Here is a 12,231-nt window from a genome sequence, read left to right on the forward strand (position 1 = left end):
CTTCGTATCCCGGCCATCGGCCGGGATGTTGCTGTTCGTAGCCGGCGGTCGAGCGGCTGTCGGCCGCCGGTGGCCGAGCACGGCGTGGATCCGGGCGCGCCTCCGCAGGGAAGCAAGCTCCGTGGGGACCCACTCGTCGCCATCGGCTCAACGACGGATCATGTGCTACGGTGGCCGGGTTGCAGTTTTGATTTCCGTAGACGTTTTCCGGCGCCTGATGGGGCATCTGAAACCCATCCAGGCGCTTTTCGTTTTTCGTGTCGGTTCGACGCGGGTCATCAACGCGGCGGCGTAAGGGTCCGCACCGTGCGGTCTCTAACAGCCTGCGAAGGAGCAGACATGGCTACAGGCACCGTGAAGTGGTTCAACGCCGACAAGGGCTTCGGCTTCATCAGCCCGGACGGCGGCGGCGCCGATGTCTTCGCCCACTTCTCCGCGATCTCGGCGAGCGGCTTCCGCAGCCTCGACGAGAATCAGAAGGTGGAGTTCGACATCACCCAGGGCCAGAAGGGCCCGCAGGCGGAAAACATCCGCCCGCTCTGATCCACACTTTCTGAACGGCGGCCCGACTGGTTCAGCGGGCCGCCGTTCGGCGTCTCATGCTCGCCACGGCATCACGAGAATCGTCTGATCGGCAGAAGGTCGGCAGAGTATCGACCCTTATCCCTCACGAGCCGAATACCGCTCCGCCGCCGCCCTGACGGTCGAGGCACGTACGGTCGCGGTCCAGTTGGAGCTCACCATGGCCGGACTCGACGCCTTTCCTCATGACTGTCAGACAGCCAGGGCCCGGGGTGCACGGCGCTACATTCTGAAGGGTTGATGACTATGACGACGACCTACTCCGGTCCTGCGAGGCTGATCCTGGCCGACGGCGCCTGCATCTCCGGCATGGCTTCCCTCAGCACCAACCAGCGCGGAGGACTCAACGGCTGGAGCGGCACGTTCCGTCCAGACGAGATCACGGCAGACCTTCGCAACGCAGACCAGGGGCTGCAATTGGAGTTGCCCTACGATCGGGTGGGGACAGTCGCCGTCACCCGCATACGCAAGCTACTCGCCACGCAGGTATTGATGTCGCTGGCAGGCCGCGGACCCGCGCCATTCTGATCGTACGCCGCACGGCCGCCGCTACATCGCAGCTCGACGCGATCGATCTGCGCCGACGCAGCGACGAGGGCAGGATCGTCCCAGGAGAGTGCGCACCTTGCTCTGTCCGCCGACCACGAGCTGATCTTCCAACTCACCAGCCAGGCGTTCGGAGCCACTGAACCAGCGCCGTCGGCCGGACCCCGAACCGGCACCTCGCGCCCGGTGCTGAAGATCAGCAGACCACGCCCTCTCGGTCCTCGGAGTGCCCGGTACCACCACCTGCTCGACCGCGACGATGCTCTCTTCAGAGCGCGTCGGCGCGACCGTAGAACCCGCTCGATCATCCTGTCGATCCGCCAACCTCTTCGAGCGGTGCAACTTTCCGGGTGGGCGGTTCCGTTCTACCTCCGTCACGAGGAGGCAGCGCACTTGATAGCCGAAGACGAGCAAGCATTCCGCGAGTTCGTGACGTCAGAAATGGCGTCACTGCGCAAGCTGGCGTACGTGACCTGCGGCGACTGGCACGCGGCGGAGGACGCCGTGGCCAATGCTCTGGTCAAGCTCTATCCCCGCTGGCGGAAGCTGGACCGGCCCGATCTCTACGTCAAGACCATGGTCTACCGGGCCGCGGTCGACGAGACCCGTCGGCCGTGGCGGCGCGAGCGGTCGGCCGGTGACGCCATGCCGGACATCGCGCTGCGCGACCCCGCCGGCGCGAGCGACGAGCGGATGCGCCTGCGGGCGGCGCTCGACTCGGTGCCACCCCGGCAGCGAGCCGCGGTCGTTCTCCGGCACTACCTGGATCTGAGCCTGGAGGACACCGCCAGCGTCCTGAACTGCACGGTGGGCACGGCCAAGAGTCAGGTGTCCCGTGGCCTGGCGAAGCTGCGCGAGTCACTCGGCGGCGACCGTACCGATCTCAACGGACCATCGATAAAGGAGTGGACCCATGCGGTTGCATGATCTCGTGGACGCGGTAACGGGCGATGAGCCGCCGATGTCCCGCACCGTCGACGACATCATCACGGCAGGGCGGCGGGCGCAGCGCCGCCGTCGGGCCGGATTCGCGTCAGCCGGCGCGGCGGGCCTCGTCGTGGCCGTGGTCGCCGGTGCGTTCGTGGTACCGGCTCTGGGTGCGCAGCAGAGCCCCCCGGCCGCGCCGTTCGTGGCCGGTGCGGCGGCGTCCGAGCCGGCCGGGGCCGAGTGGCCCGACGCCGCGTCGTTCACCTTCACCTTCACCGGGTACGACGCCGGCACGCTGCATGTGCAGGACCCGATCGTCGCGTCCACCGCGTACCAGATCGCTCCCGTCTACTCCGACGGTCACACCTCGAACGACAAGCCCATGACCCGCCAGGAGGTGGAGGAGCAGGGCGACGCGTTCTTGCGGAACAAGGAAAACGGGAAGCCGGCCCTCTTGGCGTACCTGACCGTCTACCGGCCCGGTGCCTTCGACCCGGCCGGGATCAAGGACGGCGCGAACGTCACCGTGGCCGGGCGCAGGGCCGTGCAGGCGACGCTGCCGGTCGGCCTTGACCCGCAGCGCCCGGTGGATGGCGGCAACAAGCTCTTCGCCTGGGAGTACGCCGACAACGCCTGGGCGGCTGTCACGTCGTACTCCGGCGACAAGGCCACGCCGAGCTTCGAGGAGCTGGGCGGCCTGGTCGAAGGCCTGAAGCCCAGCAGGCCGACGCCGGCCCTGGTGCCCTTCACGGTGGGCTACCTGCCGGACGGTTACGTGCCGTTGCAGATCGGCACCCACGCCACGGCGGGCCTCGGCGGCATCGCCTCGGCCCGCGGCGGCGACTACGGCGGCGCGACGTACACCAGGTCCGCCGCGCCCACCACCGGGCTGACCGCACCGTACGAGGCGAGCGAGGGTGGCATCAAAGACGGGTTCCACATCTCGGTCATCCCGAGCAGCAGCGCGAACCAGACGCCGGAGCCCGGTGTGACGAAGTGCTACGACGTACCCGACCGGCCCGGGTGGGACGGCCCGCAGGTCGACATCTGGTGCCAGGTCCGGAGCGCCGACGGCGCAGTCGTAGTCGAGGTCAGCCCCGATGGTGCCGGTAACACGCTGCCGCGGGTCGAGCTGGAGAAGATCGCCAAGGGGATCACGGTCGCCGACGTCGAGGACGAGTCGACCTGGACTCCGGCCGCGACCGCCCTGCGGCCATGACGGCCAGCGCCGGCACCACGACGGTGCTGTTCCGCAGGGCCGCTTCAGCGGCTCCTGTCGCGAAGAATGAAGGCTTGGGATGAGACGCAGAGCAAAGGCCGGTCTGATTGCCACGGCAACAGCGGCTCTGTGCGTACAGGTGGTGCCTGTCGCCGAGGCGAACACCGCGCCGAAGTCCGACGCGGTGCCGGTCGGACTGGCGGAGTTCTACGCGCAGCGTCCTGCGTGGGGACCCTGCCCCCGCCCGCCGGTGCCACCGAGGCGGTCACCGGATGCTTCGGCGTCCGCGCTTCCCCGTGCCGGGAGCGCGTCCCCGGCGGTGGAGTGCACGACTGTGCGGGTGCCGTTGGACTACCGGCGGCCGGACGGCCCCCGGGAGACCGTCGAGCTCTCCCGGCGCCTGGCGAGCGATCAGCCGAACCGGCTCGGCGTACTGGTCGAGGTCCCCGGTGGGCCGGGCGGGCAGGGAATCTACGCGCCGGAGGACCCGGCGTACGAGGCGCTGTCAACGCGGTACGACATCATCGGGTACAACCCGCGCGGTGTCGGGCAGTCGCAGCCTCTGCTGTGCGAGGGCACGAGCGTGCAGTTGTCCGGTAGGACGCGCTTCACCGACGCGCAGATGCGGGCGTACACCGAGGAGTTCCGCAGGCGTGATCAGCAATGCGAACGCGCGGACGGTGCCCGGCGTCCCTACTTCACCACCGCCAACAACGCCAGAGATCTCGACATCGTCCGCGCGGTCCTGGGTGAGCGTCAGCTGAACCTGATGGGGAAGTCCTACGGCACGTACGTGACGGCCGTCTACGGCACGCTTTTTCCGAAGCGACTGAACCGCAACGTCCTGGACTCCGCGATCCACCCGCAATGGATATGGCGGGAGGCGTGGAAGCAACAAGCAATCGCCCAACGTAGAACCGCCGACGCCTGGATGACGTGGGTGGCCGAGCGCAACGGAATCTACGGGCTGGGAACCACCCGGTCGCAGGTGCGCGCCACGATCGAACGGACCCGGGCGAAGCTGGAGCAACGCCCGATCGACCAGGGTGATTTCGTGTACGACGGCACCGAGTTCGACAGCCTCATCGGGGCCACCAACGAGGTGGCGTACTGGGACTTCTTCGCAGCGACGGCGAGCCGGCTGCGTCAGCAGGTCGAGACACCCTCGGACGTGCCGGGTGACCTGGGCCGGGCGTTGGCTCTTCAGCAAGAGATCCAGGCCGACCCGCCGCCGACCAGCAATGGCGTCTGGGAGGCAGTCAACTGCGAGGCCGAATGGCCCGCCGACCTCAAGGTGTACTACGCGGACATGCGCTACTTCTCCGAGCACTTCCCATACGGCTGGGGTGCTTCGGCGGTTTCTCCGCGTGAGTGCACCTTCGGCTCGGTGGAGCGGGTCGAGCCGCTGGTGAAGCTGCGCCGCAGCGGCTACCCGACGGGGCTGGTCGTGCAGGAGGAGTTCGACCCGCAGACGCCGTACGAGGGCGGTCGGGCGATGGCGGACCTGCTCGGGCACCGGCTCCTCAGCGTTCCCCGCGATGGGTACCACGTCGTCCACGGCACCAACGCCTGCGTCGACGCCGCCATCGACGACTACCTGCTGAACGGCAAGCTGCCGAAACGGGGAGCGGAGTGCGAGGGAACGCCGATCCCCGAGGTTCCGACGGATGGTTCGGCGCGGGTGGGCGAGGGCGACCGCCCGTCCCTCGACGGGCAGACGACTCTCTTGTCCGGCCCTCGTCCGCTTCAGGCTGGTGGTCGTGCGCCCTCCTGATGTCGACGCGTGAGGGCTTGACATCCGCGCTGTTTTGGCCGACGCCTCCGCAGTTCCTTGGTACGTCACGGCTGGCCAGGTGGTGGATCTGTTCCACGGCGCGCAGACCCGCGGGCACGGCGACCTGGAGGTCGCCGTGCCCGCAGCGCACTTTGCGCCCGCGCCACGGTGGATGCCGCCGGAGTACGTGCGCTGGTTGATCACCTTGAGGTGGTGGGGGCCCGCTGTTCCCGCCCGTGCGTAACGTCGGCCCGGCCGAGGATCTGGCCGGTGACGGTGTCCCGGGCCTCGAGTCCGATGCGGTAACCGCCATCGGCCAGGCTGCCGGTCGCGCAGCCAGCCCGGGCCGGTCGCGGGACAACCGAACGGACCGGCATCTCGGCGATTACATACTTCGATCTCTCGATGTTGATGGGCGGACCGCGCGAGCAAGGAAAGAACCATCGGCAAGCCATCCTCGCTCTCGCCCGGCGACGCGCGTTGACGTTGTCCGGGCACTCATCCGCGGCCCCAAGAATTCACTCGACCGGCACCGGGTGATCCGCGCCGCAGCCTGAACCAGGCTGCTCGCCGCCGACGCAACCCCACCCGCGCCAGCCGGCCCACCCTGCCCGCCGAGATCAATTGAAGTCACATGGAGACTTCTCAAGCGGATGCCAACCCGGGTCAACCGGTGCCGACGCGGGTCACCGCGACCGACCGCCGGTCGCAACCCGGGGTTCGTGTGCTCCGCGGGTGGTCCTGGGCTGGGCGAACGACGGTCCGAGGAACGTAGGTGGTGGGTACTGCGGGTGCAGGCTCAACGTTGCCGTGAGTCGGAAGCCGAGTCACCCTTCCTCGTAGTCGAGCAGTTCGCGGCGCCACTCGGCGAATCGGCTTAAGAGATCGTCCAGCACTGGGCCGGTGACGCCGTACTGGGTGAAGTCGTCGGGATCGAGTTGGGTGGCTTGTCCGAGGGCGTCGGCGAAGATGCGCGGGTCGAACCCACGGTCGGCGCGCTGCGCGAGGGCGAGGAGGGCGTCGCGGGTGTAGCGGCCGGATCGGAGCGTGGCGTCGATGTCGATGAAGTCGCGGGCGAACGCTCGTCCGTAGAGGGCGCTCATCTTGTTCGCGACCGCGTCGTCGGGGTGGAGGACGGGTCCGATCGCCATGAGGATCGGTTCGTTGGCGCGCCAGTCCACGCCGAGTTCGACCTTGGAAACCCGCGCGCCATCGGTGACTGTGAGCCGGGCGAAGGTGTCGTACTGCCGCTCGGTCTCGACGGTGAGGCCGTCGTCTCGGTAGGCGTGTACGACGGCGGCGACTGCGGCGGTGAAGGCGCCGCGGCGGTCCCAGGCGGTGAACAGGTCGACGTCCTCGCTGGGCCGCTCCAGGAGCCCAGCGGCCTGGACCGCGTAACCGCCGGCCAGCGCGAAGCCGTATCGGTCGGCCGCCGCGAGCCCGGTACGGGCGAGGCGTTCGTGGAAGGGGTCCACCGCTATGCCGCGTTGCTGCGTGTGGCGGCGAGTTCGGGGAAGGCGTCCTCCCAGCGTTGGCGGAGCTGGGATGGCAGCCAGAGAGTGGGCCAGAGTCGCCGGAGGAGGTCGGCATCGAGCCAGGTGTGCAGGTCCTCGACGGTGCTGGCTTCGGTGAGCACCACCTTGTACATGCTGGCCAGGCGTGCGGGCCGGTTCAGGTCGTACTCGGCATGCCCGGACCAGTCGAGGTGACGCGGAAGCGTCACGGAGCCGTCGGTCGGGCCGTGCAGATCGGCGAGGGTTTCGGCCACCACGTAGGGCCTCCGGTCGCCGTAGGGCTGGTAGTCCGCTGGCGGCTGGGGTGACATCCTGCGCCGGCTGAGGTTCGTCGCCCGCCGGACTTCCGGTCGTAGCGCCTGACGGATCGTCTCCCGGCTGTACCCGGTGACGCGCTGCAGATCCACCGGCCGCCATCCGGCCGCGTGAAACGCCCGCAGCTGCTCGTCCCGCTCGATCAGTGCGGCGGCCCGCGTCGCCTCATACCGGGAGACAACCGCCTGCAGCTCATCCTCGGAGAACCGGCCCATGGCCTTTAGTCTACCAGGCTAGGCCCAGCACGCTTGGCGTACGTCATTCTTTGGAAGCCGGCGGACCAGTCATGATGATCGCGAGGGGATGTACTCATGTTCTGGTGAAGCCGAGGGCCCGGTATCCGGGCATGCGGCGTGGGAGTGAGGCAGCGAGGATGGGAGTGGCCGGGTCGTGGTAGTCGTGGACCTCGGCGAGGTCCTTGCCGGGCGCGGCGCGGATGACGCGGCCGGCGCATTGGACGAGTAGGCCGTCGTAGGAGATCGGACCGGCGAGGAAGAGGGTGTCGAGGGCGGGGGCGTCGAAGCCCTCACCGATGAACGGCGTGGTGCCGATGACGAGCAGGCCGTCGCCGATCTTGGCGCCGTCGAGCCGGTCAACGATGGCCCGCCGTTCGCGGGTGCTCATCGCGCCTTGGAGTACGAGAGCCTGGTGTCCACGTGCGGCGAGCAGGGCGGCGAGTGCCCCGACCTGGGCGACCCGTCGGGTCAGGACGAGACAGTTGCGGCCGCGGGTGAGGGCTGCGGCGACGTCGTCGGCGATCTGGGTGTTGCGGGGCTCGTCGAGGGCCAGCCGTCGGTGCACCTCGGCGAGCGCGCCGGGCGCGTCCAGGTCGATGTCGCCGGGCTGGAATGTGGTCTCGTGGATGAACAGCGCTCGACGTGGTCCGGCGTCGGTGTGCATCGCTGCCGCGAGGGTGCCTTGTTCCTCGTCGGTCAGGGTGTGGCGGACGGGTCCGAGTTGCCAGGTGACGAGTTGGCCGAGGCCGTCGCGGCGGGTAGGTGTGGCGGTGAGGCCGAGCCAGAACTGCGCGGCGATCCGTTTGACCGAGTGCTCGTAGGCTGCGGCGCCGAGGTGGTGGCATTCGTCGACGATGACGTGCCCGTACCCCTGGGTCAGGGTGGCGACGTCGTCACGCCGGGCGAGGGAGGGCAGCAGCGCGATGTCGACCGTGCCGGTGAGCTTGCGTCGGCCGCCGCCGAGTTGGCCGGGCTTGATGTCGAGGAACTGTTGGATGCGGGTGCGCCACTGGTCGGCGAGGGCTTTGCGGTCGACGAGGATGAGGGTGGAGGTGTTGCGTTCGGCGATCACGGCGCAGGCCATGACGGTCTTGCCGGAACCGGGTGGCGCGACCAGGATTCCGTCGTCGTGGGCGAGAAGCGCGCCGACGGCGTTGGCCTGCCTGCGGGTGAGTTCGGCGGTGAACGCGGTGTCGATCTCGGTTCCGGCGTTTCGTGCGTCCGTGACGGCCAGCCGTGACCCGGCGTGTTCGACGATCGTGGCGATGGTGTGCCGTAGGCCCCGCGGGAGGACCAGGTGGTCGTCGAGGGTGAGGTCGTAGCCCTGGATGAAGCGTGGGGTGTCCCAGGTGGACTTGCGGAGTCGTTGCAGCTCGTAGAACTTCGGGTTGGCCATGGCGGCGGCGTGCTTGAACGTCGCCAACGCGGCGGGGGTGAGCTGCCTGGCGTCGATGCTCAGCCCGGCACCGGCCTCCGCGTGGACCACCGAAGGAAGCGGTGGATGGACCTGGGTCGCGGCGGACCGGCTCATCATGGCGAGGTCGGCACCAGTGGCGGCTTGCTTCGCTTGCCGGGCGACGTGTTCGGCGTCGCCGGGGCTGAGCCGGTCCAGCGTCGACAGGAACGCCCACTGGTCCGCGTGTGGCTCGAGCGTGCCGAGGTCGAGAAAGGTGGTCAGCCCGTCCTTGCGGCGGCGGCCCTGCAGGGGTGCGGCGATGAGGTTGCCGAAGCCACCCTCGGGCAGGACGTCCTGGTTGGGGAAAAGCCGATCGTACGACCGCAGATCCATCGACCCGCGCAGCACCATCGCCTCCCGCAGCAGGACCGTGCCGACGGCCCGCGCGGTGGCCGCGGCAACAGCACCGGTGAAGAAGACCCACACGTGGGCACCACGGCCTGACTGGGAGATCTCCAACGCGGCCGGCACCGCGCTGGCTCGCGCCGCCTTCACGTACGCGAGGGCGTCGAGCATCGCCGTCGGCCCGTCGAAGTCGGCCACGACGAAGTGGCAGGTGTTGCCGGGCATCAGCGGGTATAGGCCCATGAACACGTCGCCGACCAGATGCGCCGCGACGACCTCCGTCGTGCGGGGCAGGTAGGTGGCACCGCGCCGGTCCATACCCTTACGCCAGCCACCGGCGACTGCGGGCATCCACCCGGCAGCGCCGGTACGGGCGTTGTCCCACCGCACGGCGTACACGTCGGCCCGGGCCCGGAACCGGTCGGCGAACAACGCCAGCTTGTCCCGAGTCGGCGAAGCCATGGTGACCAGCCCTGGCGGCTCAACCGGCGCGGACAACTGCTCCGGCGCCGCAGTCGTGTCCTGGCCGCGCAGCTCCAGCAGACGTCCCAGTCGGGCGTTCTCTGCCCGTAACCGCTCCACCTCCCGCCGAAGATCGACGAACTCGGCCACCGAACCCATGCCGACCATCCTCGCGCATCGGGCGTCGAACATCCCGGCACCGGTCCGCTATCCTCCGCCGACGGCATCGAAGGACAACGCCGCGCTGGAGGCGATGATCGAGGAAGCCACCGCCGACACGGACGGTCATGAGGACGAGCGCGCCGGCCTGTTCACCATGATCGAGGAGCATCTGGCGGTGCCGTTCACCACCACCGTCCTCGGCGTCGAGGCCACCGTACGGAAGGCCGAGCTGGCGGCGGACAACATCGTCGCGGTCTGCGCCCGAGGTCGCCACCGGCAGAGGATCGATCTCCTCGACCTGCCGTTGCTCACCCCCGCGCCGGACGGCGCCGCGTGGATCGACGCCTACCGGCACTGGGCCGGACGGTAGGCCACGGTGAGCGAGTACCAGTACTACGAGTTCACCGCCGTCGACCGGCCCCTCACCGGCCGGGAGCGGGCCGAGCTTCGGTCGCTGTCGACCCGGGCCGACATCACCGCCACCAGCTTCGTCAACACCTACGAGTGGGGCGACTTCAAGGGCGACCCGCGCACGCTGATGGAGCGGTACTTCGACGCGCACCTGTACCTGACGAACTGGGGCACCCGCCAGCTCATGCTGCGGCTACCGAAACACGTGCTCGACCCCGCCACCGTCTCCCAGTACTGCCAAGGGGACAGCGCATCCGCGTGGACCACCGGCAAGCACGTCATCATCGACCTGCACGACGAGGACGAGGACGGCACCGACGAGTGGGACCTCGACGGCCACGGCCTCCTCGCCTCCGTCATCCCGGTCCGGGCCCGCCTCGCCGCCGGCGACCTGCGCCTGCTCTACCTGGCCTGGCTGCGCTGCGTACAGTCCGCCGAGATCGCCGACGACGAGCCTGAACCGCCCGTCCCCGCCCGGCTGGGGACCCTCGACGCGTCCCTCACCGCCGTCGCCGAGTTCCTACGCATCGACCCCGACCTGATCGCGGCCGCGGCGGCCGGACCGCCGCCGGCCACCTCCGGCGAACCGACCGCTGCGCAACTACGCACCTGGGTCGTCGGGCTGCCCGCTCGGGACAAGGACGCCATCCTGACCGACCTGATCACCGGCGGCGACAGCCACCTGCGCAACCGACTGCTGCGCCGCTACCGCGACGCACACCGCACTGATACGCCCACCCCGGCAGCCGCCCGTACCGCCGGGGAACTGCTCTCCACCGCCGCGGGGTTGCGCGCCGAACGGGAACGACGGGACGCTGAGCAACGCGAACGCGACCGGATCCGCCGCGAACGGTCCGCCGTAGCAGCCCGGCAACGGCACCTCGACACCCTCGCAGTCGACCAACCCGCCGCCTGGCAGCGAGTCGACGAGCTCATCGCCACCAAGAAACCCCGCGAGTACGACACCGCCGTGCAACTCCTCATCGACCTGCGCGAACTCAGCGAACGCGACGGGGACAGTTCGTCGTTCCAGCACCGGCTGGCCGAGCTCCGGGCGGCGCATGCCCGCAAGCCCAGTTTGCTCGAACGCCTCAACCTCGCAGGCCTCGACACCTGACGCATGGTTCTTCGCTGACCGTCGCCAAGGTGTGGCGAGGATCGTGGAGGGCCGGTGCGGCGTGTCAGCGTGACGCCCCAGACAGTCGACGCCGGCCACTTCATCCTGCCCGCCAAGATCAACCAGAGTCACCTGGAGACTCCTCCAGCGGATGCCGACCGGGGTGGACCGGTGCCAACGAGGGTCACCATGGCCGACCGCCGGCCGCAAACCGGGGTTCGTGTGCTCAGGTGTGCTCCTGGGCTGGGAGAACGGCGGTCCGGGGAACGTGGGTGAGCGGGGGCCACTCCCTGCCACCCCAGGTGAACCCCAGGTCGCTAGACTGTGCCCTCGCGCCCTCGTAGCTCAGGGGATAGAGCATCGGTTTCCTAAACCGTGTGTCGCAGGTTCGAATCCTGCCGGGGGCACCTCGATACGCAGCCGAAACGCTGCCTGAGCTTGCAATACATACGTCGCTCAATTCGAACAGGTGTGCAGCCGTGTGCCACCAGAAGCCGCCGTTTGTCGTAGGTCGCGGAACGGACGCGGAATGACCTTGAAGGCATCTTCCCAGGTCAGCCGATACCGCCGGGACAAGATCCGGAACGGCAGACATCATGCGGGCCATGCCACACCAGTCAGAGCCTCAGAGATCCTGTCGTTGACGGTGGCCTCCGCGCCGTCGATGCACTTGGCGTAGACCTTCAGCAGTACGTCCACGGAGTGCCCGGCCCGGTCGGCTACCTCGGTCGCCGGTACACCAGCGTTGAGCCACAGCGACACGGCAGCGTGCCGCAGGTCGTACGGGCGACCAGCGAGCGGAGAGTCAACCTGACGTGGTGTCAACGCCAGTCGACGCGCCTCATCCCACACCCGCGAGTACGTCGAGGCCGCAACCACGTTGCCCCGCTCGCTCTGGAACAGCCGGCCGTCCTTGGCGACCCCGAACCGCTCGATGTGCGCACGCAGGATCGCTACGAGCGCGGGCGGCTCACGGTCCGTGGGTGGTTGCGGTAGGCCATCCCGCCTGCCATCGACCCGGGCAAGCCGAGCAGACCCCCGCCCGGCCCGCCAGCGTCCGAACCTGCGTCAAGGTCCGCTTGACGTGGCGGGCCGGGCGGCAGCCCGCTCTCCCAGGGGGCGGGTCGATGGCAGACAGTGAGGATGGTGGGGTGGGTCGCCGGGT

10 protein-coding genes and 1 tRNA gene are annotated in these 12,231 nt (G+C 69.1%); 8 read left to right on the forward strand and 3 right to left on the reverse strand.

What is annotated here, in order from left to right; translation table 11 throughout:
• Nucleotides 1-339: 339 nt before the first annotated feature.
• The 5 genes from KBX39_RS09660 to KBX39_RS09680 all read left to right on the forward strand — a co-directional run bounded on the left by KBX39_RS09660 (nucleotide 340) and on the right by KBX39_RS09680 (nucleotide 5,048).
• Nucleotides 340-543 carry a cold-shock protein gene (locus KBX39_RS09660; RefSeq protein ID WP_016815249.1) on the forward strand — a complete coding sequence of 68 codons (204 nt, stop codon included), beginning with the start codon at nucleotides 340-342 and terminating at the stop codon, nucleotides 541-543.
• 285 nt (nucleotides 544-828) lie between these two features.
• The gene (locus KBX39_RS09665) at nucleotides 829-1,110 is read left to right on the forward strand and encodes a hypothetical protein (RefSeq protein WP_247660026.1); all 282 of its coding nucleotides are present in this window, start codon (nucleotides 829-831) and stop codon (nucleotides 1,108-1,110) included.
• Nucleotides 1,111-1,464: 354 nt separating this feature from the next.
• Nucleotides 1,465-2,055 (forward strand): SigE family RNA polymerase sigma factor, encoded by a 591-nt coding sequence (locus KBX39_RS09670; RefSeq protein ID WP_307849669.1) that lies wholly within the window; start codon nucleotides 1,465-1,467, stop codon nucleotides 2,053-2,055.
• A 34-nt stretch (nucleotides 2,056-2,089) separates the two neighbouring features.
• Nucleotides 2,090-3,274, forward strand: a complete 1,185-nt coding sequence (locus tag KBX39_RS09675; protein ID WP_247660027.1) for a hypothetical protein — start codon at nucleotides 2,090-2,092, stop codon at nucleotides 3,272-3,274.
• A 340-nt stretch (nucleotides 3,275-3,614) separates the two neighbouring features.
• Entirely contained in the window at nucleotides 3,615-5,048 is a 1,434-nt protein-coding gene (locus KBX39_RS09680; protein WP_210870068.1) for an alpha/beta hydrolase, read from the forward strand.
• An 827-nt stretch (nucleotides 5,049-5,875) separates the two neighbouring features.
• On the opposite strand, the gene KBX39_RS09685 is transcribed toward KBX39_RS09680, so the two are convergent.
• The 3 genes from KBX39_RS09685 to KBX39_RS09695 form a co-directional block, all read right to left on the reverse strand.
• Complete coding sequence (locus KBX39_RS09685) at nucleotides 5,876-6,523, reverse strand: nucleotidyl transferase AbiEii/AbiGii toxin family protein (protein WP_210870070.1); 648 nt, start codon at nucleotides 6,521-6,523, stop codon at nucleotides 5,876-5,878.
• Between the two features lie 2 nt (nucleotides 6,524-6,525).
• Entirely contained in the window at nucleotides 6,526-7,092 is a 567-nt protein-coding gene (locus tag KBX39_RS09690; protein WP_210870071.1) for a hypothetical protein, read from the reverse strand.
• Between the two features lie 94 nt (nucleotides 7,093-7,186).
• Nucleotides 7,187-9,535, reverse strand: coding sequence for a DEAD/DEAH box helicase (locus tag KBX39_RS09695; RefSeq protein ID WP_210870073.1), 2,349 nt, complete (start codon nucleotides 9,533-9,535; stop codon nucleotides 7,187-7,189).
• Here KBX39_RS09695 and KBX39_RS09700 point away from each other — a divergent pair.
• From KBX39_RS09700 to KBX39_RS09710, 3 genes are all read left to right on the forward strand, one after another.
• Nucleotides 9,534-9,908: a hypothetical protein gene (locus KBX39_RS09700; protein WP_210870075.1), complete on the forward strand. Its 375-nt coding sequence runs from the start codon at nucleotides 9,534-9,536 to the stop codon at nucleotides 9,906-9,908. The two genes, KBX39_RS09695 and KBX39_RS09700, sit on opposite strands and share 2 nt — an antisense overlap.
• Nucleotides 9,909-9,914: 6 nt before the next feature.
• Entirely contained in the window at nucleotides 9,915-11,066 is a 1,152-nt protein-coding gene (locus KBX39_RS09705) for a hypothetical protein (RefSeq protein WP_210870078.1), read from the forward strand.
• A gap of 334 nt (nucleotides 11,067-11,400) precedes the next feature.
• Nucleotides 11,401-11,473, forward strand: a tRNA-Arg gene (locus KBX39_RS09710).
• Nucleotides 11,474-12,231: the final 758 nt, after the last annotated feature.

Origin of the sequence: Micromonospora sp. D75, assembly GCF_018070405.1 — a bacterium.
In the GTDB taxonomy this organism is placed as follows: Bacteria; Actinomycetota; Actinomycetes; order Mycobacteriales; family Micromonosporaceae; genus Micromonospora; species Micromonospora chalcea.